The organism is Streptomyces sp. NPDC034099 (assembly GCF_055575415.1).
Window position 1 is genome coordinate 30,421 of sequence record NZ_JBVISR010000001.1, and the last position, 26,732, is coordinate 57,152.

Sequence of the window (26,732 nt, forward strand, 5' to 3'; positions counted from 1 at the left end):
GCGATTACCAAGTTTTGGTAAAGCGCGGCCGCAGTGACGCCCCTTCGACAGGTCCTTCACACCCGCCACACGTCGATGGCGTTTAGAACGCAGACCCCGACGCGGACTGGAACGCGGACTAGAACAGGGCGCGGGCGAGTGCCCGGCGCGCCGCGGTCACCCGCGGGTCGTCGGCACCGACCACCTCGAACAGCTCCAGCAGCCGCAGCCGTACGGCGTCCCGGTCGTCGCCGGCCGTGACGCGCACCGTGTCGATGAGGCGACCGAAGGCGTCCTCCACGTGACCGCCCACCAGATCCAGGTCGGCGGCGGCGATCTGCGCCTGGGCGTCGCCCGGCTTGTCGGCCGCTTCCCGACGGACCTTCTGAGGATCGGCGTCCTGCACCCGCTGGAGCAACTCGGCCTGGGCCAGGCCCAGTTTGGCCTCGGTGTTGCCCGGCTCCTCGGCCAGCACGTTCTTGTACGCCCGGACGGCACCGCCCAGGTCACCCGCGTCCATCGCCTGCACGGCGGCGTCGAGAGCCGCGTCGTGCGGTCCGGCGGGGCGCTCCGGGGCGGCGGGCCGCTCGGCGCCCGGCTCCGCCTCGGGGTCGACGACGAGACCGGTCAGGCCGAAGCGCTCCTCGCCGACCTGCACCAGCTGGTCCAGGGTCTGGCGGATCTGCGCCTCACCGGCGGCCCCCTGGAAGAGCGGCAGCGCCTGTCCGGCGACGACCGCGAACACGGCGGGGATGCCCTGGACGCCGAACTGCTGCATCAACATCTGGTTGGCGTCGACGTCGATCTTGGCGAGGAGGAAGCGCCCGTTGTACTCGACGGCGAGCCGTTCCAGGACCGGGCTCAACTGCTTGCAGGGCTCGCACCACTCGGCCCAGAAGTCGATGACGACCGGGACCTCGGTGGACCGCTGCAGGACCTCGCTCTCGAAACCGGCCTCGTCGACGTCGATGACGAGGTCGGCCGGGGAGACGGCTCCCGTACCGCCCTGACGGGCCGCCTGGGCGCGCGCCTGCTCCGCCTTCGCCTTGGCCTCCTGGGCCTGCTTCACCGCGGCGAGGTCGACGACCCCGCTCATGGACATGTTCCGTGGCTGCATGGGTCTATCCTCCCCCGTACGGCGCGCGCGTGTGAAAACCGGGTCGAAAGCCCGCCCGGATGTGTGCTGTTCGGTGTGTGGCCTGTTCGGCGCCGGGTCCCCACCCCACGCCCGTGGTCGTCGCTGGGGCGCGGGCGGACCCGCGCTTTCGCTACGACTCGTAGCGTAATGCCAGGACGGCCCGCCGGAACACCCCGCCGCGGTGATCTGTCTCACCACCGACCGCGTGTTACCCGCCGGTTAAGGTCGGGGGATGCAGAGCAGCACCCCCGCCGGCCGTGCCGGGCGCCCGCGCAGTGCCGCGGCGGACACCGCGATCCTGGCCGCGACGCGGGCCGCGCTGGTCGACCTCGGCTGGTCGAAGCTCACCCTGGGAGACGTCGCCACGCGGGCCGGGGTTGCCAAGACGACGCTCTACCGCCGCTGGGCGGGCAAGAACGAACTGGTCGTGGACGCGGTGGCGGAGCTCTTCGACGAGCTGGAACTGCCCGACCGCGGCTCCCTCGCCGCCGACATCGAGGGCGTGGTGCTCCAGTTCGCGGCGATCCTGGCGCGCCCGGAGGCCAGGAGCGGTCTGATGGCGGTGGTCGCGGAGTCCACGCGGGACGACGCGCTGCGCGAGCGCATCCGCACCTCGATCGTCGAGCGGCAGAAGCGCCTGGTGCTGGAGGGCAGGGCGCGGGCCCAGACCCGGGGCGAGCTGCCGCCGGAGCCGGACGCCGCGGAGGCGGCCCGTACCGTGGACCTGATCTTCGACATGGTCGCGGGAGCGGTGGTGCACCGCACCCTGGTCAGCGCGCAGGCCGCCAACGCGGACTGGGTACGCGGCTTCACCCAGGTGTTGCTGTGGGGGCTCGCCTCCCGGCCGCCGGAGTCGGACGACGGGGAGCGGGTGACGGGTGGCGGGTGACCTCTAGACCGACCGAGTCGGGTGGTGGGTGGGCATAGGCCCGGGGGTCCAGGGGGCGGAGCCCCCTGGAACGGCCACTACGGCGCCGGCGCCTAGAACCCCGCCGGCTCGGTGTACACCCCCCACTCGTCCCGCAGCACCCCGCAGATCTCCCCCAGCGTCGCCTCCGCCCGCACCGCGTCCAGCATCGGCTCGATCATGTTCCCCCCGGACCGCGCCGCGGCGAGCATCGCGTCCAGCGCCCCGCGCACGGCCGCGTCGTCGCGGGCGGCCTTGCGCTCACCCAGGACCCGCACCTGCTCGCGCTCGACCTCGTGACTGACCCGCAGGATCTCCAGGTCGCCGGTGACGGAGCCGGTGTGGACGTTGACGCCGACCACCTTCTTGTCGCCCTTCTCCAGAGCCTGCTGGTAGCGGAAGGCCGACTCGGCGATCTCCCCGGTGAACCAGCCGTCCTCGATACCGCGCAGGAGGCCGGAGGTGATCGGGCCGACGGGGTGCTGCCCGTCCGGGTGGGCCCGCAGCCCCCGCTCCTTGATCTGCTCGAAGATCTTCTCCGCGTCGGCCTCGATGCGGTCCGTCAACTGCTCGATGAACCAGGAACCGCCCAGCGGGTCGGCGACGTTGGCGACGCCGGTCTCCTCCATCAGCACCTGCTGGGTGCGCAGGGCGATCTCGGCGGCCTGCTCGCTGGGCAGGGCGAGGGTCTCGTCGAGCGCGTTGGTGTGCAGCGAGTTGGTCCCGCCGAGCACGGCGGCCAACGCCTCCACGGCGGTCCGTACGACGTTGTTGTACGGCTGCTGCGCGGTCAGCGAGACCCCGGCGGTCTGGGTGTGGAACCGCAGCCACTGCGCCTTGTCGGTCTGCGCCCCGTACACGTCCCGCATCCAGCGGGCCCAGATCCTGCGCGCGGCGCGGAACTTGGCGATCTCCTCGAAGAAGTCGAGGTGCGCGTCGAAGAAGAAGGAGAGGCCGGGGGCGAAGACGTCGACGTCCAGCCCCCGCGACAGCCCCAGCTCCACGTACCCGAAGCCGTCGGCCAGCGTGTACGCCAGCTCCTGCGCGGCCGTCGCCCCGGCCTCGCGGATGTGGTAGCCGGAGACCGACAGCGGCTTGTACGCGGGGATGCCGGCCGCGCAGTACTCCATCAGGTCGCCGATCAGGCGCAGGTGGGGCTCCGGCTGGAAGAGCCACTCCTTCTGCGCGATGTACTCCTTGAAGATGTCGGTCTGCAGCGTGCCGTTGAGCACGGACGCGTCGACGCCCTGCCGCTCGGCGGCGACCAGGTACATGCAGAACACGGGCACGGCGGGCCCGCTGATCGTCATGGAGGTCGTCACGTCGCCGAGCGGGATGTCCTTGAACAGGACCTCCATGTCGGCGGCCGAGTCGATGGCCACCCCGCAGTGCCCGACCTCGCCCAGCGAGCGCGGGTCGTCGGAGTCGCGGCCCATCAGCGTCGGCATGTCGAAGGCGACCGAGAGCCCGCCGCCGCCGTTGCGGAGGATCATCTTGTAGCGCTCGTTGGTCTGCTCGGCATTGCCGAACCCGGCGAACTGCCGGATGGTCCACGTACGCCCCCGGTACCCGGTCGGATACAGGCCGCGGGTGAAGGGGTACTCACCCGGCCAGCCGATCCGCTCGAAGCCCTCGTACTCGTCCCCCGGCCGGGGCCCGTACACCGGCTCCACGGGGTCTCCGGAGAGCGTGGTGAAGTCCGCGTCGCGCTTGCGCGCCGCGTCGTACCGGGCCTGCCAGCGAAGGCGGCCCTCTTCTATGGCGTGAGCGTCCATACCCTCGAATTTACTAGGACGTCCAAGTACATGTCGATGGGGTACCGCCGTACGGGTGTCCGTACGGCGGTGGGACGGCTCGTGAGGAGCCGGTTACGCCTTGACGGGGGCGGGCGCCTCGGTGGCGGCGACCTTCGCGTCCAGCTCCCGGCTGATCCGCCGCTCCACGAAGAAGGCGGCCGTCGGCACGGTCCCCGCGAGCAGCACCCAGAGCTGCTTCTTCACCGGCCACTTCGCCTTGGACCCCAGGTCGAAGGCGAAGACGAGGTAGATGACGTACAGCCAGCCGTGGGCGATGCTGACGACCTGGGTGAAGTCGGCGGCGCCGCCCAGATCCAGGACGTACTTCGCGATCATGCCGAGGCACAGCGCGATCAGCAGCACTCCGGTGACGTACGCCATGACCCGGTAGCGGGTCAGCACGCTCTTTTTCATGGCTCCGAGCGTAACCGCCCGTTTCGCGCGATCTTCGACCGGGTCGGGCGACTCGCCGGGCTCGGCCGACCCGCCCGGCCCCCCTCGCTCAGTCCTCCTTGAAGTCGCCCGCGGCGACCCGCAGCGGGCGGAGCATCGCGAAGATCTCGCCGCACTCCTCGGCGTCGTACGCGCCCAGGCCGAAGTCCATCGCCATCAGGTCGCGGGTGGCCGCCTCGACGACCTCGCGGCCCTTGTCGGTGATGGTGGCCAGCGTGCCGCGGCCGTCGTTGGGGTTGGGGCGCTTGGCCACCAGTCCGGAGCGCACCAGCCGGTCGACGGTGTTCGTCACGGAGGTGGGGTGCACCATCAGACGCTCGCCGATCTTGGACATCGGCAGTTCGCCCGACTTGGAGAAGGTGAGCAGCACCAGCGCCTCGTACCGCGCGAACGTCAGCCCGTACGGCTTGACCACGGCGTCGACCTCGCCCAGCAGGATCTGCTGGGCCCGCATGATCGAGGTGATCGCGGCCATCGAGGGCACACCGCCCCAGCGCTGTGCCCAGAGTTCGTCGGCTCGGGCGATGGGATCGAAGGAGAGACTGAGGGGCTTCGGCACGGCAAGAGACCTTACCGGCCGGTCACATGCCGGTCAGCCCCGTCTCGCCTTTCGATACCACCGCCCGCGCGAGGGTGCTCGCCGGGGCTCATCCGGCGAGGTGGCGCTCGACCGTCTCGACCTTCGACGTGAGGCCGTCCGTCACACCGGGGCGGATGTCCGCCTTGAGGACCAGGGAGACCCGCGGCGCCCGGGCCTCGACGGCGGCCACGGCCCGCCGGACGACGTCCATGACCTCGTCCCACTCGCCCTCGACGGAGGTGAACATGGCGTCGGTGCGGTTCGGCAGCCCGGACTCGCGGACCACCCGGACGGCGTCGGCGACGTACTCCCCCACGTCCTCGCCGACGCCGAGCGGCGTCACGGAGAAGGCGACGATCATGCGTTGACGATCCCTTCCTGGCGGGCGCGGGAGGCGATGACCGCGGTCTCGGCCTCGCGCTTGAGCTTGCGCTCGGCGAAGAAGCCGCCGGTCGGCAGGACCGAGAGGACGAAGTAGAGGGCGGCGGTCTTCAGCGGCCACTTGGCGCGGTTCCAGGCGTCCGCCCAGAAGATCACGTACAGCACGAAGAGGACACCGTGGATCATGCCCATCGCCGGCACCGCGTTGAAGTCGGTGGTCCGCTTCAGGACGGAGCAGACGAGCAGGAGGAGGAACGAGATCGCCTCGGGGGCCGAGACCAGGCGGAGGCGGCGGAGGGCGGTGGCGGTCTTGAGGTCCACGGGTCACCTTCGGGAGGGAGAGAGTCGCTGACGGCGCGGGCGGCGTGCGCTCCGCCTTGTGAACGGAAGCACAATCGTTCGCCCATTGTGGCAAACAATGCCCCAAGGGATGGACTCAGGGTCGGTCTCCACCCGTGGGCCCTGTTCTGTCCACCCGTGGCGGGGCTACTTTCGCAGCGTGGCGATGTTCCGACTTCAAAGCAGCAAGGTCCTCGCCGTCGACATGACCTCGGACGCCGTCAAGGCGAAGAACGGCTCGATGGTCGCGTACGACGGGGAGATGGCCTTCAAGAAGCTGAGCGGCGGCGGTGAGGGCATCCGGGGGATGGTGACCCGGCGGATCACCGGCGAGCAGATGACGGTGATGGAGGTGAGGGGGCAGGGGACCTGCTGGTTCGCGGACCGGGCCTCGGAGATCACCCTGGTGGGTCTCCGGGGCGACAAGCTGTACGTCGAGTCGAGCAACTTCCTGGCGGCCGACGCCGGGCTGCGCACCGGCACCAGTTTCACGGGCACCCGCGGCGCCTCCCAGGGCAACGGGCTGTTCACCACCACGATCGAGGGGCACGGGCAGGCGGCGATCATGTCCGACGGCCCCGCGGTGGTGCTGCGGGTCAGCGCGCAGTACCCGCTGACCGTCGACCCGGGGGCGTACGTGGCGCACCAGGGGAACCTGCGGCAGTCCTTCCAGTCGGGTGTGACCTTCCGCACGCTGCTCGGGGAGGGCGGCGGGGAGGCCTTCCAGATCCGCTTCGAGGGCGACGGTCTGGTGTACGTGCAGCCGAGCGAGCGGAACACGATCGCGGGGGATGTCTGAGATGGCCTTCCAGGAGATCAACTCCAAGATGGTCCAGGCGACCGTCGCACCCGGGCAGCGGCTGTTCAGTCAGCGCGGCGCCATGCTCGCCTACCGGGGCGAGGTGTCCTTCACCCCGAATCTCCGCGGCGGCCAGGGCGGGGTCATGTCGATGATCGGACGCCGGGTGGCCAACGAGGACACGCCGCTGATGACCGTCGAGGGCAGCGGCACCGTGTTCTTCGGGCACGGCGGCCACCACGTCCAGGTGATCAACCTCGCGGGCGACACCCTGTACGTCGAGGCGGACCGCCTCCTCGCCTTCGAGGGCACCCTGGAGCAGAGCACGGTCTTCCTCGGCTCGCAGGGCGGCGTCATGGGCATGGTGCGGGGTCAGGTGAGCGGGCAGGGGCTGTTCACCACGTCCCTCAAGGGCCACGGCTCGGTGGCGGTGATGGCCCACGGCGGGGTCTTCGAGGTGCCCATCACCCCGCAGCGCCCGGTGCGCGTCGACCCGCAGGCCTACGTCGCCCACCACGGCGACGTGCGCAACAAACTGTCCACGGCGCTGGGCTGGCGGGACATGGTGGGACGCGGCTCCGGCGAGGCGTTCCAGCTGGAGCTGAGCGGCAGCGGCACGGTGTTCGTCCAGGCGTCGGAGGAGAAGCTGTGAGCACGGTCCACCACGACCCGGCGTCGCTGCCGGCCGACGACAACGTCAACGCGTACACCTTCTGCGTGGAGCTCAAGGGGAGCCAGTGGTTCCTGCAGAAGGGGAAGATGATCGCCTACTACGGGACGATCGATTTCAACGGCATCGGGCACGGCCGGCTGGACCGTCTGGTGCGGACGTCGTTCCATTCGCCTCTGCACGCGAGCGACTGGGTCGTGGCGGAGGGCTCGGGCAAGATGCTCCTCGCCGACCGGGCCTTCGACGTGAATTCATACGATCTGGAAGACGGCAACCTGACCATTCGCTCGGGCAACCTGCTCGCTTTTCAGCCAAGCCTCGCGCTCAAGCAGTCGATCGTGCCGGGCTTCCTGACGCTGATCGGAACCGGAAAGTTCGTGGCCGCGTCGAACGGTCCGGTGGTGTTCGTCGAACCGCCGGTCCGGGTCGACCCGCAGGCCCTGGTCGGCTGGGCCGACTGCCCGTCCCCGTGCCACCACTACGACCACGGGTACATGACCGGCCTACTGGGCGGTCTACGTGCGATGACGGGGCTCGGCGGGGCCTCCGGCGAGGAGCACCAGTTCGAGTTCGTGGGGGCCGGCACGGTGCTGCTGCAGTCGAGCGAGGCGCTGATGGCGGAGCAGGCCGTGGGGGCTCCTCCGCAGCAGGCGGGGGTGCCCGGCGGCGGCGCCTCCGGAGCGCCGGGAGGCCGGTCGGGGGTACCGGGGCTTCCCGGACAGCTGGGGGACCTCCAGCGCCGCTTCGGGCTGTGAGCGGTAATCTGCGGAGTGTGACATCGAACGCGTGCGCACCGTCACCGTCACGGACAACCCCTCACTAGTTCGCCTTTCAACCTTTTAGGTAGACTTCATTCATGGAGACCGAGACGGCCACTCGCTGGCTGACCGATACGGAGCAGTGTGCTTGGCGCACCCACCTGGAGGTCAACAGGCTGTTGACGCACCAGCTCGAGAAGGACCTGCAGCCGTTCGGCCTGACAATGAACGACTACGAGATCCTGGTGAACCTCTCCGAGTCGGAGGGCGACCGCATGCGGATGAGCGACCTGGCCACCGCCACGATGCAGTCCAAGAGCCGCCTCTCCCACCAGATCACCCGCATGGAGAACGCGAACCTGGTCCGGCGGGAGAACTGCGAGTCCGACCGGCGCGGGCTCTTCGCCGTCCTCACCGAGCACGGCCTGGAGACGATGCGGAAGGTCGCGCCGCACCACGTGGCCTCCGTCCGCAGGCACTTCATCGACCTGCTGGCCCCGGAGGACCTGACGGAGCTGGACAAGGCCCTCAAGCCCATCGCGGAACACCTGCGCGGGCAGCGGGGGCGTCCCTGATCGCGTTCTCGGCGGCCGCGACGGCCTAGGCACCCGGCAGGCGGAGCTCGAACAGGGCGCCGCCTGCCGGTGCGTCGTGCACCGTGAGCGTGCCGCCGTGCCGTACGGCGACGTCACGGGCGATGGCCAGCCCGAGACCGGCGCCCCCGTCGTCACGGCTGCGGGCGGCGTCGAGCCGTACGAAGCGCTCGAAGATCCGCTCCCGGTCGGCCGCCGGCACGCCCTCGCCGTCGTCGGCCACGGCGACCACCACCGCGTCCCCGTCCCGCCGCACGGACACCTCCACCGCCACGCGGGCGTGCCGCTGGGCGTTGTCCAGCAGATTGGCCAGTACCCGCCCCAGCTGCCCCCGTGATCCGGCCACCCGCACCGCGCCCTCGCCCCGCACGCTCACCCCGGTCCGGCCCTCGGCCGCCTCCCGCGCGAGCGCCGCAAGGTCGACCCGGGCTTCCGCGGGCCGCTCCCCCGCGTCCAGCCTGGCCAGCAGCAACAGATCGGCGGCGAGCCGCTGGAGCCGTACGGTGTCCGCCACGGCGCCGTCCAGGTCCAGCAGTTCCGGATGGGCGGCGGCCACCTCCAGCTGGGTGCGCAGCGACGCGATCGGGCTGCGCAGCTCGTGCGAGGCGTCCGCGACGAAGCCGCGCTGCCGCTCCACCGAGGACTCCAGCGCGGCCAGCGTCTCGTTGGTGGTCGAGGCGAGCCTGGCCACCTCGTCGTGGGTGTCCGGCACCGGGACGCGGCGGGCCAGGTCCTCGCTGGCGGTGATCGCGGCCATCTCGCGCCGGATGCCCTCCACCGGGCGCAGCGCGCGCCGGGTGACCAGCCAGGTCACCCACGCCACGACCGCGAGCAGCAGCGGGAAGCCGATCAGCATCACGGTCAGCGCGGTGTTCACGGCGCCGTGTTCGGCGGAGAGCGGGGCGCCGGCGTAGACGGTGAGCGTGCCCCGGTCGTCGGTCTTCACCGGGACGGCGGCGAAGCGGTAGTCCTCCGTGTCCCCGTCGATGGTCGCCGAGCCGTCGCTGACGGTGATCCGTCCGCCGATCTCCCCGGGGTCGAGGGACTCGCCGGAGTCGTCATCGTCGTCGGTGTCCTGGTCCTCCCCGCCCGGGGATGCGGCGGGCCGCGGCTTCACCGTGTCGACGCCGGTGCCGCTGATCCGTTCCAGGTCCTCGCTCGCGGCGACCAGCGCACCGTCGTCGTCGACGACCTGCACCGGCCGGTCGTCCACGTCCAGCGACAGGTCCGCGTACGGCGTCCCGACGGCCAGCTCCGTCGCCACCTCCCGTGCCGAGCGCTCCGCCTGGGTGCCCGCCTCGCCGAGCAGGTTGGAGCGCAGGGACAGCAGGACGGCCGTGCCGGCCGCGACGAGGGCGACGGCGACCACGAGGGTCGCGGCGAGTGTGGCGCGGGCCCGCACCGAGCCGAAGAGGCGGCTCACCGCCCGGTCTCCAGCCGGTAGCCGGCGCCGCGCACGGTCCGGATGAGCCCGGCGCGCAGCTTGCGCCGCAGCGCGCTGACGTACACCTCGACGATGTTCGGGTCGCCGTCGTAGGCGAAGTCCCAGACGTGCTCCAGGATCTCCGCCTTGGACACCACCTCTCCGGCCCGCACCACGAGCTGCTCCAGGACGGCGAACTCCTTGGCGGTGAGGGTGACCTCGTCCTCGCCGAGGAAGACCCTGCGGGCGGCGGTGTCGACCCTGAGGTCGCCGTGGACGTGCACGGGAGAGGCGCCGGCGCCCTGTCCCCGGCGCCGCAGCAGGGCCTTCACGCGGGCGACCAGGACGACGTACGAGAAGGGCTTGGTGAGGTAGTCGTCCGCGCCGGTGTCCAGTCCCTCGGCCTCGTCGTACTCGCCGTCCTTGGCGGTGAGCATCAGGATCGGCACGTCGTGCCCGGCGGCGCGCAGGGCGGCGCAGACCCGGTAGCCGTTGAGGCCGGGCAGCATGATGTCGAGGATGACGAGGTCGTACACGCCCTCGCCCGCCCTGTGCAGTCCCTCCAGGCCGTCGTGGACGACGTCCACGGCGTATCCCTCCGCGGTGAGGCCCTTGGCGAGCGACACGGCGAGGCGCTTCTCGTCCTCCACGATCAACAGGCGCATGCGTAAAGAGTGGCAAAGCCGAGCTGAAGATCCCTTCAGGCGGCTTCAGCCTGGCCTCAGCGTCGGTCCGCGACAGTGAAGTCACCGAATTCCGCTGGACTCTGGACGACTCGGAGGAAACCTCATGAAGCGCAACATCGTGATCGCCGCCGTCACCGCCGCCGCACTGGTCGGGGGCGGTACGGCGACGGCCCTGGCGACGACGGGGGACGACGACCGGGACACGGCGCCCCGCGCGGACGTGAGCGTGTCGGACGACGGCGGGGTACGGGACGAGGCCGACGACCGCGACGACGACCGGCGCGAGGACGCCGGCGCCGCCTCCGCGAAGGTGACGGCGGCCGACGCCGTCGCCTCCGCCCTCGCGGACACTCCGGGCACCGCCGTCTCCGCCGAACTGGACGACGAGGACGACGACGGGGACGACTCCGGGGACGACGGCGACGACCGCCGGGAGCGCGCGGCCTGGGAGGTCGACGTCCTCTCCGGCGACGGCACCTGGTACAGCGTCCGGGTCGACCCGGCCACCGGCAAGGTGCTGGGCTCGGAGCGGGACGACGACGAGGACGACACCGCCGAGGTGCGCACGGCCCTCAAGGGGACCTCCGTCGACGCCGCCGAGGCCGCGAAGGCGGCGGCGGGCCGCGGGACCGTCACCTCCGTCGAACTGGACGAGGACGGCTACCGCGGTGACGGCAAGCCCGCCTGGGAGGTCGAGACGCACGCCTCCGGCAAGGGCGGGCAGGACTGGCGGGTCGACCCGAAGACCGGCAAGGTCACGGCCGACCGCTCGCACGACTCGGACGACGCCGACGACTCGCGCGACTCCGACGACGGCTGATCGGCCCCGCCCGCCGGGCGGAACCACCGCGGCGGTACCCCGGCACCAGGGCCGCCGCCGCGGCGACCGCGCCGGACACCGCGAAGCACACCGGCAGCGGCAGCCGTTCCACCAGCAGCCCCACCGCGGCGGCGCCGACCGACATCCCGGCGTTCACGGCGGTGTTGCACCAGGCGCCCGCCCGGACCCGGAACCCGGGCGCCGCGCTCTCGTCGGCGATCAGGTACGCCGTGGTGAGCGCCGGGGCCACGAACAGCCCCGCGCACATGACGGCCGGGACCAGCGTGCCGAGTCCGGGCGCGAGGCCCGCGGCGGCGAGGCAGAGGCCGACACCGGCCGTGAAGAACGGGAGCCGCGCCCGGGTGGGCGAGCCCCAGGCGACGGCGCCGTTGACGAGACCGCCGACCGCGCTCCCCACCGACAGCGCCGCGAGCACCCAGGCGACCGCGCCGTCCCCGAGGCCGTGCTCCCCCGCGAAGGCCACGACGAGGAGGTCGACGGCGCTCACCGAGACGCCGACGGCCGCCGCGACGACGACGGGCTGCAGCAGGGCCCGGGCCTGTCCCGTGGCGCCGTCCCCGGGTGCGGGGCCGGCCTTCTTCTCCCGTCCCGTCGGACGCGGCGCGGCGGTCGCCGGTGAGGTGACGAAGGCGAGGGTGCCGACCGCCACCAGCACCGCGCTGAGCACGACGCCGACCACCGGCGGGGCGACGGCGACGATGCCGCCGACCAGGAGCGGGCCGGAGACGAAGAGCAGTTCCTCGGCGACGCCGTCCAGGCTGTAGGCGCGCTGCAAAAGGGCCCGGTCGGGCAGCAGTTGGGCCCACACCGCGCGCATCGTGGGGCCGAGCGGGGGCGTGCAGGCGCCCGCGAACGCGGCGGTCACCGCGAGGACGGCCTCGGAGGTGCCCGGGCGCCGGCAGACCGCCGCCAGCACACAGAGCAGGACGGCGTAGAGCAGAGCCATGGGCAGCAGGGCCCGGCGCGGACCGTGCCGGTCGACGAGGGAGGCACGGTAGGGGGACAGGAAGACACCCGTGGCGCCGAAGAGCGCCATGACCAGCCCGGCCACGGCGTACGACCCGGTGGCCCGGGTCAGGGAGAGCATCAGCGCGAGGGAGACCGTGCCGTACGACAGCCGCCCGACGAGGGCGGCGGCGAAGGTGCGGCGGGCATGGGGGACGCGGAGTACGGCGGCGTACGAGGGCCGCGGAAGAGGCGTGGACACGCGAAGGGTTCCTCAGCAGGAAGGCAACGAGGGGACGCCGATGCGCGCGACGGCCGGATGCGGCGGTCGCGCGCGGGGCGGGCCCTAGGCCAAGAGGAGGAACACGCGGGGGATTCTAGCCCGTCCGGCGTTTGAGGACGAGGCCGTTCAGGCCGGAAAAGAGGGGGGTCTGGGGGGCGCAGCCCCCAGGGAAGGGGCGGCGGGGGCGAAAGAAGCCCCAGGTAAGCCGCCCCGCACCGCTCAGCCCTGGGTCAGCCCCGCCACCAGTTCGTCCGCCGCCCGGTACGGATCCAGCTCCCCCGCGACGATGCGCTCCGCGAGCGCCCCGAGCCGCCGGTCGCCGTGCAGGTCCCCGATGCGTTCGCGCAGGGTCGTGACGGCGATCGTCTCGACCTCGCGGGCGGCGCGGGCGCGACGGCGTTCGCCGAGGACGTCCCGCTCCTCCATCCACGCGCGGTGCTTCTCCAGCGCCTCGACGACCTCGTCGACGCCCTCGCCGCGCGCGGCGACCGTCTTGACGATGGGCGGGCGCCAGTCTCCGGCGGCGCGGGCCTCGCCGAGGCCCAGCATGTGGTTCAGCTCGCGGGCGGTCGCGTCGGCGCCGTCGCGGTCGGCCTTGTTGACGACGTAGACGTCGCCGATCTCCAGGATCCCGGCCTTGGCCGCCTGGATGCCGTCGCCCATGCCGGGGGCGAGCAGGACGACGGAGGTGTCGGCCTGGGAGGCGATCTCGACCTCCGACTGGCCGACGCCCACCGTCTCGACCAGGATCACGTCGCAGCCGGCCGCGTCCAGCACCCGGATGGCCTGCGGCGCGGCCCAGGCGAGGCCGCCGAGGTGGCCGCGGGTCGCCATCGAGCGGATGTAGACGCCCGGGTCGGAGGCGTGCTCCGACATCCGCACCCGGTCACCGAGCAGGGCGCCGCCGGAGAAGGGAGAGGACGGGTCGACGGCGAGCACGCCGACCCGCTTGCCCTGCTTGCGGTACGCCGTCACCAGCGCCGAGGTGGACGTCGACTTGCCGACGCCCGGGGAGCCGGTCAGACCGACCACGTAGGCGTTGCCCGTGAGCGGCGCGAGCGCCGCCATGACCTCCCTGAGCTGCGGGGACGCCCCCTCCACCAGGGAGATCAGCCGGGCCACGGCCCGCGGCCGGCCTTCTCGGGCCTGGGCCACCAGTGAGGAGACGTCCTGCATCACAGCTCCGTTCAGCTCCGTTCGGAAGGTCGTGGCCGCGGGGTCAGGCCCCGGGCACCCGCACGATCAGCGCGTCGCCCTGACCGCCGCCGCCGCACAGCGCCGCCGCGCCGATCCCGCCGCCGCGCCGCTTCAGTTCCAGGGCGAGGTGCAGCACCAGCCGGGCGCCGGACATGCCGATCGGGTGCCCCAGGGCGATGGCACCACCGTTGACGTTCACCTTTTCGGTGGACACACCGAGGTCCTTCATTGACTGGACGGCGACGGCCGCGAAGGCCTCGTTGATCTCGATGAGGTCCAGGTCGCCGACCTCCAGGCCCTCCTTCTTCAGGGCGTGCCGGATCGCGTTCGACGGCTGCGACTGCAAAGAGTTGTCCGGGCCCGCGACATTGCCGTGGGCGCCGATCTCCGCGATCCACTCCAGGCCCAGCTCCTCGGCCTTGGCCCGGCTCATGACGACCACGGCCGCCGCGCCGTCGGAGATCTGCGAGGAGGAGCCGGCGGTGATGGTGCCGTCCTTGGCGAAGGCCGGACGGAGCTTGCCGAGCGACTCGGCGGTGGTGTCGCCGCGGATGCCCTCGTCCTTGCCGAACAGCACCGGGTCGCCCTTGCGCTGCGGGATCTCGACCGGGGTGATCTCGGCGTCGAAGACGCCGTTCTTCTGGGCGGCGGCGGCGCGCTGGTGGGACAGGGCGGCGATCTCGTCCTGGGCGGCGCGCTCGATGCCGAGCCGGGTGTTGTGCTTCTCCGTGGACTCGCCCATGGCGATGTTCTCGAAGGAGTCGGTCAGACCGTCGTAGGCCATGGCGTCGATCATCTGGACCGCGCCGTACTTGTAGCCCTCGCGGGACTTGGGCAGCAGGTGCGGGGCGTTGGTCATGGACTCCTGGCCGCCGGCGACGATCACGTCGAATTCACCCGCGCGAATGAGCTGGTCGGCGAGTGCGATGGCGTCGAGGCCGGAGAGGCAGACCTTGTTGACCGTGAGCGCCGGGACGCTCATGGGGATGCCGGCCTTGACGGCGGCCTGGCGGGCGGGGATCTGCCCGGCGCCGGCCTGGAGCACCTGCCCCATGATCACGTACTGGACCTGGTCGCCGCCGATCCCCGCGCGGTCGAGGGCGGCCTTGATCGCGAATCCGCCGAGGTCGGCCCCGGAGAAGGACTTCAGGGAGCCGAGCAGCCGCCCCATCGGGGTGCGGGCACCCGCGACGATGACGGAAGTCGTGCCGTTCGATGCAGAAGACATGGGCTGCGATCCCCTTTTCCGGCCCGCACAGGCCGAGGAGTGAACGAGGGTTTACTCGAATGTACTGAGCGGTATCCCGCCCGTCACCGGGCTGTCGGTGTGATCGCGCGCACGTTGCGTAACCACCTCCGGAGCGCTGCACTGAAACCATGCTGACGCGAATCGACCACATCGGAATCGCCTGCCACGACCTCGACGCGACCGTCGACTTCTACCGTGCCACCTACGGCTTCGAGGTGTTCCACACCGAGGTCAACGAGGAACAGGGGGTGCGCGAGGCCATGCTCAAGATCAACGATACGTCGGACGGGGGCGCCTCGTACCTCCAGCTCCTGGAGCCCACTCGCGAGGACTCCGCGGTCGGCAAGTGGCTCGCCAAGAACGGCGAGGGCGTCCACCACATCGCCTTCGGCACGGCGGACGTGGACGCGGACGCCGCGGACATCCGGGGCAAGGGCGTACGCGTGCTGTACGACGAGCCCCGGCGCGGGAGCATGGGGTCGCGGATCACCTTCTTGCACCCCAAGGACTGCCATGGCGTACTGACAGAACTGGTCACATCGGCGGCCGTTGAGTCACCTGAGCACTGACCCTCGTACATAGGGGCCGGTAGGGTTGGGTGCGGTCGCCGCTCAGTCCAGGGTGACCCGGTCCTGTCATCGTGCGACGACGGGACCGCCGGGGTCGTGTTTCGGGGGGTCGGCGACGGGGCAGCAGCACATGCTCCGCCGTTGATCTGACACCATTCCCCGGGGGCCCCGTCCGGCGGACGGACGGAGCCCGTTCGGGAAGATTTGCGACCAGGGGACGGATGGGACCGCGCAGTGCGGGGCTACGAGAGCCAGGAGCGAGAGCCGGCGGCTGACGTCGACCACCTCTCTCGGTTCGAGGCCGAGATGAAGCGGCTGAAGACCGAGCGGGAAAAGGCGATCCAGCACGCCGAGGACCTCGGCTACCAGGTCGAGGTGCTGCGCGCCAAGCTGCACGAGGCGCGGCGCACCATCATGTCCCGGCCCGCCTTCGACGGCGGCGACATCGGGTACCAGGCCGAGCAGTTGCTGCGCAACGCGCAGACGCAGGCCGACCAGCTGCGCGCCGACGCGGAGCGGGAGCTGAGCCAGGCGCGGGCGCAGACCCAGCGGATCCTCCAGGAGCACGCCGAGCAGGCCGCCCGGCTCCAGGCGGAGCTGCACCAGGAGGCGGTGACCCGCCGCCAGCAGCTGGACCAGGAGCTGGCCGAGCGCCGGCAGACCGTCGAGTCGCACGTCAACGAGAACGTGGCCTGGGCCGAGCAGCTGCGCGCCCGCACCGAGCAGCAGGCCCGGCGCCTGCTCGACGAGTCCCGTGCCGAGGCCGAGCAGGCGATGGCCGCGGCCCGCGCGGAGGCGGAGCGGCTGACCGCCGAGGCCCGTCAGCGGCTGCGCAGCGACGCGGAGAGCGCGCGTGCCGAGGCCGATCAAATCCTGCGCCGGGCCCGTACCGACGCCGAGCGGCTGCTGAACGCCGCCTCCACGCAGGCGCAGGAGGCCACCGACCACGCCGAGCAGCTGCGCAGCTCCACCGCCAGCGAGTCGGAGTCCACCCGCCGCGAGGTCCAGGAGCTGAGCCGGGCCGCCGAGCAGCGCATGTCGCAGGCCGAGGAGGCGCTGCGCAAGGCCCAGGCCGAGGCCGAGAAGGTGGTCGCCGAGGCCCAGGAGGCCGCGGCCAAGGCGCTGTCGAGCGCCGAGGCCACCAACGAGCAGCGCACCCGCACCGCCAAGGAGCAGGTCGCCCGGCTGGTCGGCGAGGCCACCAAGGACGCGGAGAACACCAGGTCCGAGGCCGAGCAGGTGGTCGCGGACGCCCGTGCCGAGGCCGAGCGGATCGTCGCCGAGGCGGCCGAGAAGGCCCGCACGATCACCGCCGAGGAGTCGGCCACCCAGCTGTCCAAGGCGGCCAAGACCGCCGAGGACGTGCTGAACAAGGCGTCCGAGGACGCCAAGCGCACCACGAAGGCCGCCACCGAGGAGGCCGAGCGGATCCGCACCGAGGCCGAGGCCGAGGCGGACCGGCTGCGCGCCGAGGCGCACGACATCGCCGAGCAGCTCAAGGGCGCGGCGAAGGACGACACCAAGGAGTACCGCGCCAAGACCGTCGAGCTGCAGGAGGAGGCGCGCCGGCTGCGCGGCGAGGCCGAGCAGCTGCGGGCGGACGCGGTCGCCGAGGGCGAGAAGATCCGCGCCGAGGCCCGCAAGGAGGCCGTGGCGCAGATCGAGGAGGCGGCGAAGACCGCCGAGGAGCTGCTCGCCAAGGCCAAGGCGGACGCGGACGAGCTGCGGCAGTCCGCGACGGCGGACAGCGAGAAGGTCCGCACCGAGGCCATCGAGCGGGCGACGACCCTGCGCCGGCAGGCCGAGGAGACCCTGGAGCGCACCCGCGCGGAGGCCGAGCGGCACCGCGCGGAGGCCGCCGAGCGGGTGGCGGAGCTCCAGGCGGAGGCCGAGCGGGCCGCCCGCGAGCTGCGCGAGGAGACCGAGCGCGCTGTCGAGGCCCGGCAGGCGGAGGCCGCCGAGGAGCTGACGCGGCTGCACACCGAGGCCGAGGAGCGCCGCACCGCCGCCGAGGAGGCGCTGAGCGAGGCCCGCGAGGAGGGCGAGCGGATCCGCCGCGAGGCCGCCGAGGAGAGCGAGCGGCTGCGCACCGAGGCCGCGGAGCGTATCCGTACGCTCCAGCAGCAGGCCGAGACGGAGGCCGAGCGGCTGCGCACCGAGGCCGCCGCGGACGCGTCCGCCTCCCGCGCGGAGGGCGAGGCCGTCGCCGTACGGCTGCGCGCCGAGGCCGCGAGCGAGGCGGAGCGGCTGAAGTCGGAGGCGCAGGAGAGCGCCGACCGGGTGCGGGCGGAGGCGCAGAGTGCCGCCGAGCGCATCGCGGCCGAGGCGTCGGAGGCGCTGGCCGCCGCTCAGGAGGAGGCCGCCCGGCGCCGCCGCGAGGCGGAGGAGCTGCTCGGCTCGGCCCGGCAGGAGGCCGACCAGGAGCGCGAGCGGGCCCGCGAGCAGAGCGAGGAGCTGCTGGCCTCGGCGCGCAACCGGGTGGAGGAGGCGCAGGCCGAGGCGGTGCGGCTGGTCGAGGAGGCCGACCGGCGCGCCACCGAGATGGTGTCGGCCGCCGAGCAGCACGCGACGCAGGTGCGCGAGTCGGTCGCCGGGCTGCACGAGCAGGCCCAGGAGGAGATCACCGGGCTGCGCAGCGCCGCCGAGCACGCCGCGGAGCGCACCCGGCACGAGGCCCAGGAGGAGGCGGACCGGGTCCGCGCCGACGCCTACGCCGAGCGGGAGCGGGCCAGCGAGGACGCCGGACGGCTGCGGCGCGAGGCGCAGGAGGAGACCGAGGCCGCCAAGACGCTGGCCGAGCGGACCGTGTCCGAGGCCATCACGGAGGCCGACCGGATCCGCGCGGACGTCTCCGAGCACGCCCAGCGGGTGCGCACCGAGGCCTCCGACGCCATCGCCGAGGCCGAGCAGTCCGCGTCCCGCACCCGGGCGGACGCCCGCGAGGACGCCAACCGCATCCGGTCCGACGCGGCGACGCAGGCGGACACCCTGATCACCGAGGCACGTTCCGAGGCGGAGCGGCTCACCACCGAGACGGCGGCCGAGACCGACCGGATCCGGACCCAGACGCTCGCGGAGGCGGAGCGCGTCACCGTCGAGGCGGCGAGCGAGGCCGAGCGGGTCAGGACCGAGGCGGCCACCGAGGCGGAGCGGCTGCGCACCGAGACGATCGCCGAGGCCGAGCGGGTACGGGCCGAGGCGAGTGCACGGGCCGAGCAGTTGGTCTCGGACGCCACCGGGGAGGCGGAGCGGCTGCGGGCCGAGGCCGCCGACACCGTCGGGTCCGCGCAGCAGCACGCCGAGCGGATCCGCACCGAGGCGGACCGGGTCCGCCGCGAGGCGGCCGCGGAGGCCGAGCGGGTCACCACGGCGGCCCGCGAGGAGGCCGAGCGGACCCTCGACGAGGCCCGCAAGGACGCCAACAAGCGGCGCTCGGAGGCCGCCGAGCAGGTCGACACGCTCATCACGGAGACCACCGCCGAGGCCGACAAGCTGCTCACCGAGGCGCAGCAGCAGGCGCAGAAGACCACCGCGGACGCCGAGTCGCAGGCCGACACGATGGTCGGCGCGGCCCGCACGGAGGCCGACCGGATCGTCCAGGAGGCGACGGTCGAGGGCAACACCCGGGTGGAGAAGGCCCGTACGGACGCGGACGAGCTGCTGGTCGGCGCCCGTCGGGACGCGACCGCCATCAGGGAGCGCGCGGAGGAGCTGCGCGAGCGTCTCACGTCCGAGATCGAGGAGCTGCACGAGCGGGCCCGCCGCGAGGCCGCCGAAACGATGAAGTCGGCCGGCGACCGCTGCGACGCGCTCATCAAGGCCGCCGAGGAGCAGCTGGCCAAGGCGGAGGCGAAGGCCAAGGAGCTGGTGTCGGAGGCCAACTCCGAGGCGGGCAAGGTGCGCATCGCCGCCGTCAAGAAGGCCGAGGGGCTGCTCAAGGAGGCCGAGCAGAAGAAGGCCACCCTGGTCCGCGAGGCCGAGGAGCTGAAGGCCGAGGCGGTCCGCGAGGCCCGGGCCACGGTCGACGAGGGCAAGCGCGAGCTGGAGGTGCTGGTCCGGCGCCGCGAGGACATCAACGCGGAGATCTCCCGGGTGCAGGACGTGCTGGAGGCACTGGAGTCGTTCGAGGCGCCCGGGGGCGCGAAGGACAACGGCGTGAAGGCCGGTGCGACGGTGGGCGCCCCACGTTCGGGTGGCAAGTCGTCAGACGGCTAGCATTCGGGGTGATTTGGGTGTCTGCTGGAGATCTTTGGCCGAGTCCCGACGGGACCCCTGCCCGAGGCTTTGGCAAGCCATCCGAGGGTCAGCCACTCAAAAGAGGTGTCATTCTCCGTATCAAACGTGCATCCGCTCGATGACACACCGCATTGGCGCCTAGGATTCCCTCTATCACCTCACCCGGTCTCTTTCGACAGGAACCCCATGAGCGACACTTCCCCCTACGGCTTCGAGCTTGTGCGGCGTGGGTACGACCGCGCTCAGGTGGACGAACGTATCTCCAAGCTCGTCTCCGACCGTGACAGTGCTCTCGCCCGCATCACCGCTCTGGAAAAGCGCATCGAGGAGCTCCACCTCGAGACCCAGAACGCCCAGGCCCAGGTCAACGACGCCGAGCCGTCGTACGCCGGTCTCGGTGCCCGGGTCGAGAAGATCCTGCGGCTCGCCGAGGAAGAGGCGAAGGACCTGCGCGAGGAGGCCCGGCGCGCGGCCGAGCAGCACCGCGAGCTGGCCGAGTCGGCCGCCCAGCAGGTGCGCAACGACGCGGAGTCGTACGCCGCCGAGCGCAAGGCCAAGGCCGAGGACGAGGGCGTCCGGATCGTCGAGAAGGCCAAGAGCGACGCCTCCCAGCTGCGCTCCGAGGCGCAGAAGGACGCGCAGTCCAAGCGCGACGAGGCCGACGCCCTCTTCGAGGAGACCCGCGCCAAGGCCGCGCAGGCCGCCGCCGACTTCGAGACGAACCTCGCCAAGCGCCGCGAGCAGTCCGAGCGGGACCTGGCCTCCCGTCAGGCCAAGGCCGAGAAGCGGCTCGCGGAGATCGAGCACCGCGCGGAGCAGCTGCGCCTGGAGGCGGAGAAGCTGCGCACGGACGCCGAGCGCCGGGCCCGCCAGACCGTGGAGACGGCGCAGCGCCAGTCCGAGGACATCGTGGCCGACGCCAACGCCAAGGCCGACCGGATCCGTTCGGAGTCGGAGCGCGAGCTGGCCGCCCTCACCAACCGCCGCGACTCCATCAACGCGCAGCTGACCAACGTGCGCGAGATGCTGGCGTCCCTCACGGGTGCCGCGGTGGCCGCCGCGCCGTCGGTCGAGGACGAGTCGGTCTCCCGCGGGGTGCCGGCCCAGCAGTCCCGCTGAGGCGGCTCGGCCCGCACGGGGGCGCGCACCTGCTGAATACGTACGAACAAGACGAGGCCTTCTGTCACTGGGGTGGCAGTGGGCCTCGTCCCGTTCTAGCGTGGGCGCCATGATCGAGCTCGAGGGGCTGACCAAGCGGTACGGCGAGAAGGTGGCGGTCAACAATCTCTCATTCACCGTCAGACCCGGCATCATCACGGGCTTCCTCGGCCCCAACGGCGCGGGCAAGTCGACGACCATGCGGATGGTGCTGGGCCTGGACCGGCCGACCGCCGGGGACGTGCGGATCGACGGCAAGCACTACGAGCAGCTGAAGGACCCGCTGACGTACATCGGCGCGCTCCTCGAGGCCAAGGCCTGGCACGGCGGGCGCAGCGCCTACAACCACCTGCTGTGCCTCGCGCAGAGCAACGGCATCCCGGCGAGCCGGGTGCGTGAGGTCCTGGACACGGTCGGGCTCTCGGCGGTCGCCAGGAAGAAGACCAAGGGCTTCTCCCTCGGCATGGGGCAGCGGCTGGGCATCGCCGGCGCGCTGCTCGGCGACCCGCGGATCCTGATGTTCGACGAGCCGGTCAACGGTCTGGACCCCGAGGGCATCCACTGGATCCGCAATCTGATGAAGACCCTGGCCTCCCAGGGCCGTACGGTCTTCGTCTCCTCCCACCTGATGAGCGAGATGGCGCTGACCGCCGACCACCTGGTGGTCATCGGCCAGGGCAGGCTGCTTGCGGACACCTCGATGGCCGAGTTCATCGCGGAGAACTCGCGCAGCTACGTGCGGATCCGCACCCCGCAGCGCGAGCAGCTGCTCGACGCGCTGCACGGTGCCGGGGTCACGGTCGTCGAGGCGGCCGACGGGGTCCTGGAGGTGGACGGCGACAAGTCGGAGGCGGTCGGCGAGCTGGCGGCGCGGCAGCAGATCGTGCTGCACGAGCTGAGCCCGCAGCGGGCCTCGCTGGAGGAGGCGTTCATGCAGCTGACCGCGGAGTCCGTGGAGTACCACGCGCACGACGGGCAGCCGCCCGGCGCGGTTCCGCAGCAGCAACAGCCATCGGGGCAGCCTCCGCAGCAGCCGTGGGGCAGCGACTGGAAGAGGGGTTGAGCATGGCGGCGACACAGGTCGTCCGGTCCGAGTGGACCAAGATCCGGTCGGTCGCGTCCACGGTGTGGACGCTGGGCCTCGCCGTGGTCGTCACCATCGCCCTCGGCATGCTGATCTCGGCCCTGTCGAAGAACGAGTTCGGCGACATGAGCCGGCGGGACCAGCTCTCCTTCGACCCGACCTTCATCAGCTTCGCCGGCACCAGCCTCGGCCAGCTGGCGATGATCGTGTTCGGGGTGCTGGTCGTGGGCAACGAGTACAGCTCCGGGATGATCCGCACCTCGCTGGCCGCCGTGCCGCGGCGCGGCACCTTCCTGTTCAGCAAGATCGCGGTGGCCACCGCCCTCGCACTCGTGGTGGCCATGGTCACCAGTTTCGCCACGTTCTTCCTGGGCCAGGCGATGCTCGGCGACCTCAAGGCGTCGATCGGCGACCCGGGCGTGCTGCGCGCGGTGTTCGGCGGCGGCCTCTACATGACCCTCATCGCGATGTTCTCGATGGGCGTCGCGGCGATGCTGCGCTCACCGATGCTGTCGCTGGGCATCCTGATGCCGTTCTTCTTCCTCATCTCCAACATCCTGGGCAACGTCCCCGCGACGGAGAAGGTCGGCCGGTTCCTGCCGGACCAGGCCGGCAGCAAGATCATGCAGGTGGTCACGCCGATCGACGACGACGTCCCGTACGGACCCTGGGGCGGCCTCGGGATCATGGCACTGTGGGTGATCGCGGCGCTCGTGGGCGGGTACGCGGTGCTGAAGCGGAGGGACGCCTGACCCCCTCCGTCCGGTCTTCGTACGGCGTCGGATTTTGCCCGCGCTTGAACGGAACCGTCAGCGCCTGGATATCCTCCTAACCCTTACGGGGGCGTGTGCCCTGCTGTCCCTGAACCTTCCGATGGGTGCGGAGCATGATCGAGGCTGTCGGCCTGACCAAGCGATACGGCGACAAGACCGCCGTGTACAACCTCTCCTTCCAGGTGCGGCCCGGTGCCGTCACCGGCTTCCTGGGGCCGAACGGCTCCGGCAAGTCGACGACGATGCGGATGATCCTCGGCCTGGACAACCCCACCGCGGGGCACGTGACGATCGGCGGCCACCCGTACCGCAGGCTGCCGAACGCCGCGCGGCACGTCGGCGCGCTGCTCGACGCCAAGGCGGTGCACGGCGGCCGGGCCGCCCGCAACCATCTGCTGAGCCTCGCCCAGCTGTCCGGGATCCCGGCCCGCCGGGTGGACGAGGTGCTCGGCGTGGTGGGCCTCCAGGACGTGGCCAAGCGGCGTTCCAAGGGCTTCTCGCTCGGCATGGGCCAGCGGCTCGGCATCGCCGCCGCGCTCCTCGGCGACCCCCAGGTGCTGCTCTTCGACGAGCCGGTCAACGGCCTCGACCCGGAGGGCATCCACTGGGTGCGCAACCTGATGAAGGCGCTCGCGGCGGAGGGCCGCACCGTCTTCGTCTCCTCGCACCTGATGAGCGAGATGGCGCTGACCGCCGACCACCTGATCGTCATCGGACGGGGCCAGCTGCTCGCCGACATGAGCGTGACGGACTTCATCTCGGCCAACTCCGCCGACTTCGCCCGCGTGCGGACGCCGGACACCGATCCGCAGCTGCGCGAGAAGCTGACCTCGGCGCTGACCGAGGCGGGCGGGCACGTGCTGCCCGAGCAGGACGGCGCGCTGCGCGTGACCGGGCTCGCCCTCCCCCGGATCAGCGACATCGCGCACGACACCGACGTACGGCTGTGGGAGCTGTCGCCGCACCAGGCCTCGCTGGAGGAGGCGTACATGCGGATGACGCAGGGCGCCGTGGACTACCGGTCGACCGCCGACCAGAAGGCCGGGCTCCAGCAGCCCCTGCCGCCCGGCGCGCAGCCGCCGATGCCGGTACCGGGACAGGGCCAGCCCGGCTGGTACGCCCCGCCGCCGCCCCAGCAGGGCGGCCAGCCCTTCGCCGCGCCGCAGGGCGCGCCGGGTCAGGCCGCCGCGGGCCCGTACGGCGCACCGGTGGCGCCCGGGACGGTGCCGGGCGGTCCGCCGGCCAACCCGTACGCGGCGCGGCAGGCGCCCCAGGCCCCGCCGATGCCCCAGGCGCCCGCCGCGGCACCGGCGCCGCCCGCGGCCGCGCCCGTCACCGACCCGACCAAGCCCGAGGACGCCCGATGAGCACGCCCCAGCCCCCGACGCAGCAGGCCGCGCCCGACTGGCACGCGGCGCCCGGTTCGCCGTACCCGACCTACACGTCGCCGATCCCGGTGGTGCGCACGACCCTCGTGCACGCGCTGGCCTCGGAGTGGACGAAGATCAAGTCGGTGCGTTCGACGATGTGGACGCTGGGCGTGTTCGTCCTGCTGGTCCTCGGCATCGGGCTGCTGACCGGCGCGGTGGTGGCGAGCTCGGACTCCGACCTGGCCGGCGAGAGCGCGCTGAGCCTCGGTTTCTTCGGGCTGCTGCTCGGCAGCATGTGCGTGATCACGCTCGGCGTGCTGACCACCGCCTCGGAGTACGGCACGGGCATGATCCGCACGACCATGACCGCCTGCCCCAGCCGCGGCCGGGTGCTGGCGGCCAAGGGCATCGTGTTCTTCCTGGTGGCGTTCGTGGTGACGCTGGTCTCCGCGACGCTGGTCGGGCTGGCCCACGTGTCCATGCTGGAGGGCAACGGCGCGCAGAACCCGACCGGCGCGGAGTGGCTGAAGGGCACCGTCGGCGTCTCGCTCTACGTCGCGCTGCTGGGGCTGCTCTCGCTGGCCATGGGCTCGATCATCCGGCACTCGGCGGGCGCCATCACCATCATGATCGGCATCCTGCTCGCGCCCCTGGTGATCGCGCTGTTCATGTTCTCGGAGTCGCTCAAGGACGTGCAGCAGGCGCTGTTCGAGTACTCGATCCCGAACCAGATGAGCATTTTCTACGCCAACTCGCTCTCCGAGTCCGGGCCCTCGGGCTGGGACCCGCTGTGGATCGTGCTCGGTGTGACGGCGGCCGCGCTCGCCGCCGCCTTCACCCTGCTGGAGAAGCGGGACGTGTAGAGCGGCGGTCAGAACCTCGGCGCGTTACGGGACCGCTGCACCCGCGTGGTGCGGCGGTCCTTCGCGTTCCAGCACGCCTTGTGCCAGTGCCGGCGGTCGTCGACGCCCGAGTGGGCGGGCCAGGACACCACGTGCGGGACGCCGTCGGGGATGAGCTGGTCGCATCCCGGGCAGCGGTACGACTTGCCCTGCGCGCTCGCGCCCGCCACGTGCCGTACGCTCCACTCCTCGCCCTGCCAGCTCTCCGAGGACTGCCAGCCGCCGTAACGGCCGGAGCCGTCCTCCTCGGCGCTCCGGCCGGACGGGCCGGCTCCCTTGGGTCGGTTGCGACGCGGGGACACGGGACACCTCACGGAGCTATACAGGAAGCAGGGCGGCATCCAGCCTACGCGGCACGGACACGGGTACGCGTACGGCGCGGAACACCGCAAGTCCCCCGCTCGGGGTTCCCGTCCGGGCCCGTGCGCCGTCCCACAACGGCCGATTCTGCAGACAATCCGCAAATCCCTTAGTCCTGCCGTGTCCTCGGCACGTGTCAGGCGGTTATGCCGTGCAGGGGGAGCTCCACGTCGGGGCCGAGGAAGCAGGAAAAGGCAATGCGCGTAGGAAGTTTCGTGTTGGGGGCCCAGTTCCCGGGCCAGGGCCAGGGGGAAGCGCTGCACCGCGCGGTCCGCTCGGCCGAGGTCGCCGAGGAGGCCGGGCTCGACACCGTCTGGCTGGCCGAACACCACTTCGTGCCGTACGGCACGTGTCCGTCGGCCGTGACCCTGGCCGCCCTGCTGCTGGGCCGCACCCGGCGCCTGAGGGTCGGCACCGCGGTCAGTGTGCTGCCCACCGTCCATCCCGTGGCGCTCGCCGAGCAGGCCGCGCTGCTGCACGTCACAAGCGGCGGCCGCTTCTCGCTGGGCGTGGGGCGCGGCGGTCCGTGGGTGGACCTGGAGGTGTTCGGCGCGGGTCTGGAGGCGTACGAGAAGGGTTTTCCGGAGTCGCTCGACCTGCTGCTGCGCTGGCTGCGCGAACCGTCCGTCGGCGCCTCGGGGGACCGCTACCGCTTCCGCGAGGTGCCGGTCGTGCCGCGGCCGTCGGAGTCCCTCTCCGAGGAGCCGGGTCCGGAGGTCGTCGTCGCCTGCACCTCGCCGTCGAGCGTGCGCCTGGCGGCCGAGCGGGGGCTGCCGATGCTCCTCGGGATGCACGTCGGCGACGAGGAGAAGGCGGAGATGGTCGCCCTGTGGCGCCGTCACGCCCGCGCGGCCGGCCGGCCGGCCGCGGAGGTCCACGGCGCGGCGCACGTCTCGGCCGGCGTCTGCCAGATCGCGGACCGGCGCACGGACGCGGCGGAGACCCTGCTCAAGGCGATGCCGGGGTGGCTGCGGCAGGGGCTGGGCGCCCATGTCACGGTGGACGGCCGGGCCCGGCAGATGCGCGACCCGCACGCGTACACCGAACTGCTCTGCGGGCTGCACCCGGTGGGCACGCCCCGGCTGTGCGCGGACCGGCTCGCGGCGACCGGCGAGCGGACCGGCATCTCCCGCTTCGCGCTGCTCGTCGAGGGCTCCGGAGACCTGGCGGCGACCGAGGAGAACGTACGCCGGCTCGGGGCCGAGGTACTCCCCCAGCTCCGCTGAGCCGGCGGGCGGGGAGCTTGCCGCTCCGGTACAGAAC

General features: G+C 72.2%; 26 protein-coding genes. 14 read left to right on the forward strand and 12 right to left on the reverse strand.

Going from position 1 to position 26,732, the window contains the following annotated elements; all coding sequences use genetic code 11:
* Positions 1 to 118: 118 nt before the first annotated feature.
* Positions 119 to 1,096: a tetratricopeptide repeat protein gene (locus ACZ56V_RS00125; RefSeq protein ID WP_468938023.1), complete on the reverse strand. Its 978-nt coding sequence runs from the start codon at positions 1,094 to 1,096 to the stop codon at positions 119 to 121.
* Positions 1,097 to 1,349: 253 nt separating this feature from the next.
* On the opposite strand from ACZ56V_RS00125, the gene ACZ56V_RS00130 reads away from it, so the two are divergent.
* Entirely contained in the window at positions 1,350 to 2,006 is a 657-nt protein-coding gene (locus ACZ56V_RS00130; protein WP_468938026.1) for a TetR/AcrR family transcriptional regulator, read from the forward strand.
* A 92-nt stretch (positions 2,007 to 2,098) separates the two neighbouring features.
* On the opposite strand, the gene ACZ56V_RS00135 is transcribed toward ACZ56V_RS00130, so the two are convergent.
* The 5 genes from ACZ56V_RS00135 to ACZ56V_RS00155 all read right to left on the reverse strand — a co-directional run bounded on the left by ACZ56V_RS00135 (position 2,099) and on the right by ACZ56V_RS00155 (position 5,555).
* On the reverse strand, positions 2,099 to 3,799 hold the full coding sequence (locus ACZ56V_RS00135; protein WP_467381568.1) for an acyl-CoA mutase large subunit family protein: 1,701 nt from the start codon (positions 3,797 to 3,799) through the stop codon (positions 2,099 to 2,101).
* A 93-nt stretch (positions 3,800 to 3,892) separates the two neighbouring features.
* Positions 3,893 to 4,234 (reverse strand): DUF3817 domain-containing protein, encoded by a 342-nt coding sequence (locus ACZ56V_RS00140; RefSeq protein ID WP_059301499.1) that lies wholly within the window; start codon positions 4,232 to 4,234, stop codon positions 3,893 to 3,895.
* Between the two features lie 88 nt (positions 4,235 to 4,322).
* On the reverse strand, positions 4,323 to 4,832 hold the full coding sequence (locus tag ACZ56V_RS00145; RefSeq protein ID WP_059301498.1) for a MarR family winged helix-turn-helix transcriptional regulator: 510 nt from the start codon (positions 4,830 to 4,832) through the stop codon (positions 4,323 to 4,325).
* 88 nt (positions 4,833 to 4,920) lie between these two features.
* Entirely contained in the window at positions 4,921 to 5,214 is a 294-nt protein-coding gene (locus ACZ56V_RS00150; RefSeq protein ID WP_030187368.1) for an MTH1187 family thiamine-binding protein, read from the reverse strand.
* Entirely contained in the window at positions 5,211 to 5,555 is a 345-nt protein-coding gene (locus tag ACZ56V_RS00155) for a DUF3817 domain-containing protein (RefSeq protein ID WP_104631658.1), read from the reverse strand. The genes ACZ56V_RS00150 and ACZ56V_RS00155 overlap by 4 nt, the downstream gene beginning before the upstream one ends.
* A gap of 184 nt (positions 5,556 to 5,739) precedes the next feature.
* Between ACZ56V_RS00155 and ACZ56V_RS00160 the strand changes: the two genes are divergently transcribed.
* The 4 genes from ACZ56V_RS00160 to ACZ56V_RS00175 all read left to right on the forward strand — a co-directional run bounded on the left by ACZ56V_RS00160 (position 5,740) and on the right by ACZ56V_RS00175 (position 8,375).
* Complete coding sequence (locus ACZ56V_RS00160; protein WP_104631659.1) at positions 5,740 to 6,372, forward strand: AIM24 family protein; 633 nt, start codon at positions 5,740 to 5,742, stop codon at positions 6,370 to 6,372.
* A gap of 1 nt (position 6,373) precedes the next feature.
* Positions 6,374 to 7,024, forward strand: a complete 651-nt coding sequence (locus ACZ56V_RS00165; RefSeq protein ID WP_104631660.1) for an AIM24 family protein — start codon at positions 6,374 to 6,376, stop codon at positions 7,022 to 7,024.
* A complete protein-coding gene (locus ACZ56V_RS00170) occupies positions 7,021 to 7,797 on the forward strand; it encodes an AIM24 family protein (RefSeq protein WP_104631661.1) in 777 nt (258 codons plus the stop codon). Before ACZ56V_RS00165 ends, ACZ56V_RS00170 begins: the two co-directional genes overlap by 4 nt.
* 101 nt (positions 7,798 to 7,898) lie before the next feature.
* Positions 7,899 to 8,375, forward strand: a complete 477-nt coding sequence (locus ACZ56V_RS00175) for a MarR family winged helix-turn-helix transcriptional regulator (RefSeq protein WP_003973592.1) — start codon at positions 7,899 to 7,901, stop codon at positions 8,373 to 8,375.
* A gap of 25 nt (positions 8,376 to 8,400) precedes the next feature.
* On the opposite strand, the gene ACZ56V_RS00180 is transcribed toward ACZ56V_RS00175, so the two are convergent.
* Both ACZ56V_RS00180 and ACZ56V_RS00185 read right to left on the reverse strand, forming a co-directional pair.
* Entirely contained in the window at positions 8,401 to 9,816 is a 1,416-nt protein-coding gene (locus ACZ56V_RS00180) for an ATP-binding protein (RefSeq protein ID WP_468938033.1), read from the reverse strand.
* Positions 9,813 to 10,481, reverse strand: a complete 669-nt coding sequence (locus ACZ56V_RS00185; RefSeq protein WP_121702465.1) for a response regulator transcription factor — start codon at positions 10,479 to 10,481, stop codon at positions 9,813 to 9,815. Before ACZ56V_RS00185 ends, ACZ56V_RS00180 begins: the two co-directional genes overlap by 4 nt.
* 124 nt (positions 10,482 to 10,605) lie before the next feature.
* On the opposite strand from ACZ56V_RS00185, the gene ACZ56V_RS00190 reads away from it, so the two are divergent.
* The gene (locus ACZ56V_RS00190) at positions 10,606 to 11,322 is read left to right on the forward strand and encodes a PepSY domain-containing protein (protein WP_468938036.1); all 717 of its coding nucleotides are present in this window, start codon (positions 10,606 to 10,608) and stop codon (positions 11,320 to 11,322) included.
* On the opposite strand, the gene ACZ56V_RS00195 is transcribed toward ACZ56V_RS00190, so the two are convergent.
* From ACZ56V_RS00195 to ACZ56V_RS00205, 3 genes are all read right to left on the reverse strand, one after another.
* Positions 11,258 to 12,550, reverse strand: coding sequence for an MFS transporter (locus ACZ56V_RS00195; RefSeq protein WP_468938039.1), 1,293 nt, complete (start codon positions 12,548 to 12,550; stop codon positions 11,258 to 11,260). The genes ACZ56V_RS00190 and ACZ56V_RS00195 overlap by 65 nt on opposite strands.
* 240 nt (positions 12,551 to 12,790) lie before the next feature.
* A complete protein-coding gene (gene meaB / locus ACZ56V_RS00200) occupies positions 12,791 to 13,747 on the reverse strand; it encodes a methylmalonyl Co-A mutase-associated GTPase MeaB (RefSeq protein ID WP_467381576.1) in 957 nt (318 codons plus the stop codon).
* A 43-nt stretch (positions 13,748 to 13,790) separates the two neighbouring features.
* On the reverse strand, positions 13,791 to 14,996 hold the full coding sequence (locus ACZ56V_RS00205; protein WP_356360575.1) for an acetyl-CoA C-acetyltransferase: 1,206 nt from the start codon (positions 14,994 to 14,996) through the stop codon (positions 13,791 to 13,793).
* Positions 14,997 to 15,145: 149 nt separating this feature from the next.
* Here ACZ56V_RS00205 and mce point away from each other — a divergent pair, with 149 nt between their 5' ends.
* The 7 genes from mce (at position 15,146) to ACZ56V_RS00240 (ending at position 25,070) form a co-directional block, all read left to right on the forward strand.
* On the forward strand, positions 15,146 to 15,586 hold the full coding sequence (gene mce / locus ACZ56V_RS00210) for a methylmalonyl-CoA epimerase (protein ID WP_030187341.1): 441 nt from the start codon (positions 15,146 to 15,148) through the stop codon (positions 15,584 to 15,586).
* Positions 15,587 to 15,820: 234 nt separating this feature from the next.
* On the forward strand, positions 15,821 to 19,801 hold the full coding sequence (gene scy / locus ACZ56V_RS00215; RefSeq protein ID WP_467381578.1) for a polarized growth protein Scy: 3,981 nt from the start codon (positions 15,821 to 15,823) through the stop codon (positions 19,799 to 19,801).
* A 207-nt stretch (positions 19,802 to 20,008) separates the two neighbouring features.
* Positions 20,009 to 20,941: a coiled-coil domain-containing protein gene (locus tag ACZ56V_RS00220; protein ID WP_052840645.1), complete on the forward strand. Its 933-nt coding sequence runs from the start codon at positions 20,009 to 20,011 to the stop codon at positions 20,939 to 20,941.
* Positions 20,942 to 21,050: 109 nt separating this feature from the next.
* A complete protein-coding gene (locus ACZ56V_RS00225; RefSeq protein WP_398912900.1) occupies positions 21,051 to 22,043 on the forward strand; it encodes an ABC transporter ATP-binding protein in 993 nt (330 codons plus the stop codon).
* Positions 22,044 to 22,045: 2 nt separating this feature from the next.
* Positions 22,046 to 22,816, forward strand: coding sequence for an ABC transporter permease (locus ACZ56V_RS00230; protein WP_198601372.1), 771 nt, complete (start codon positions 22,046 to 22,048; stop codon positions 22,814 to 22,816).
* Between the two features lie 134 nt (positions 22,817 to 22,950).
* The gene (locus tag ACZ56V_RS00235; protein WP_467381582.1) at positions 22,951 to 24,204 is read left to right on the forward strand and encodes an ABC transporter ATP-binding protein; all 1,254 of its coding nucleotides are present in this window, start codon (positions 22,951 to 22,953) and stop codon (positions 24,202 to 24,204) included.
* Positions 24,201 to 25,070, forward strand: a complete 870-nt coding sequence (locus ACZ56V_RS00240; protein WP_356360565.1) for an ABC transporter permease — start codon at positions 24,201 to 24,203, stop codon at positions 25,068 to 25,070. Before ACZ56V_RS00235 ends, ACZ56V_RS00240 begins: the two co-directional genes overlap by 4 nt.
* Before the next feature lie 8 nt (positions 25,071 to 25,078).
* Here ACZ56V_RS00240 and ACZ56V_RS00245 read toward each other — a convergent pair whose 3' ends face one another.
* Complete coding sequence (locus ACZ56V_RS00245) at positions 25,079 to 25,411, reverse strand: ATP/GTP-binding protein (RefSeq protein ID WP_104631672.1); 333 nt, start codon at positions 25,409 to 25,411, stop codon at positions 25,079 to 25,081.
* 255 nt (positions 25,412 to 25,666) lie between these two features.
* Between ACZ56V_RS00245 and ACZ56V_RS00250 the strand changes: the two genes are divergently transcribed.
* Positions 25,667 to 26,695 carry an LLM class flavin-dependent oxidoreductase gene (locus ACZ56V_RS00250; RefSeq protein WP_398912905.1) on the forward strand — a complete coding sequence of 343 codons (1,029 nt, stop codon included), beginning with the start codon at positions 25,667 to 25,669 and terminating at the stop codon, positions 26,693 to 26,695.
* Positions 26,696 to 26,732: the final 37 nt, after the last annotated feature.

Coding starts and splice junctions, on each gene's coding strand:
- ACZ56V_RS00125 (WP_468938023.1), bottom strand. CDS start 1,096: ATGCAGCCACGGAACATGTCCATGAGCGGGGTCGTCGACCTCGCCGCG.
- ACZ56V_RS00130 (WP_468938026.1), top strand. CDS start 1,350: ATGCAGAGCAGCACCCCCGCCGGCCGTGCCGGGCGCCCGCGCAGTGCC.
- ACZ56V_RS00135 (WP_467381568.1), bottom strand. CDS start 3,799: ATGGACGCTCACGCCATAGAAGAGGGCCGCCTTCGCTGGCAGGCCCGG.
- ACZ56V_RS00140 (WP_059301499.1), bottom strand. CDS start 4,234: ATGAAAAAGAGCGTGCTGACCCGCTACCGGGTCATGGCGTACGTCACC.
- ACZ56V_RS00150 (WP_030187368.1), bottom strand. CDS start 5,214: ATGATCGTCGCCTTCTCCGTGACGCCGCTCGGCGTCGGCGAGGACGTG.
- ACZ56V_RS00160 (WP_104631659.1), top strand. CDS start 5,740: ATGTTCCGACTTCAAAGCAGCAAGGTCCTCGCCGTCGACATGACCTCG.
- ACZ56V_RS00165 (WP_104631660.1), top strand. CDS start 6,374: ATGGCCTTCCAGGAGATCAACTCCAAGATGGTCCAGGCGACCGTCGCA.
- ACZ56V_RS00175 (WP_003973592.1), top strand. CDS start 7,899: ATGGAGACCGAGACGGCCACTCGCTGGCTGACCGATACGGAGCAGTGT.
- ACZ56V_RS00185 (WP_121702465.1), bottom strand. CDS start 10,481: ATGCGCCTGTTGATCGTGGAGGACGAGAAGCGCCTCGCCGTGTCGCTC.
- ACZ56V_RS00190 (WP_468938036.1), top strand. CDS start 10,606: ATGAAGCGCAACATCGTGATCGCCGCCGTCACCGCCGCCGCACTGGTC.
- meaB (WP_467381576.1), bottom strand. CDS start 13,747: ATGCAGGACGTCTCCTCACTGGTGGCCCAGGCCCGAGAAGGCCGGCCG.
- ACZ56V_RS00205 (WP_356360575.1), bottom strand. CDS start 14,996: ATGTCTTCTGCATCGAACGGCACGACTTCCGTCATCGTCGCGGGTGCC.
- mce (WP_030187341.1), top strand. CDS start 15,146: ATGCTGACGCGAATCGACCACATCGGAATCGCCTGCCACGACCTCGAC.
- ACZ56V_RS00220 (WP_052840645.1), top strand. CDS start 20,009: ATGAGCGACACTTCCCCCTACGGCTTCGAGCTTGTGCGGCGTGGGTAC.
- ACZ56V_RS00225 (WP_398912900.1), top strand. CDS start 21,051: ATGATCGAGCTCGAGGGGCTGACCAAGCGGTACGGCGAGAAGGTGGCG.
- ACZ56V_RS00230 (WP_198601372.1), top strand. CDS start 22,046: ATGGCGGCGACACAGGTCGTCCGGTCCGAGTGGACCAAGATCCGGTCG.
- ACZ56V_RS00235 (WP_467381582.1), top strand. CDS start 22,951: ATGATCGAGGCTGTCGGCCTGACCAAGCGATACGGCGACAAGACCGCC.
- ACZ56V_RS00240 (WP_356360565.1), top strand. CDS start 24,201: ATGAGCACGCCCCAGCCCCCGACGCAGCAGGCCGCGCCCGACTGGCAC.
- ACZ56V_RS00250 (WP_398912905.1), top strand. CDS start 25,667: ATGCGCGTAGGAAGTTTCGTGTTGGGGGCCCAGTTCCCGGGCCAGGGC.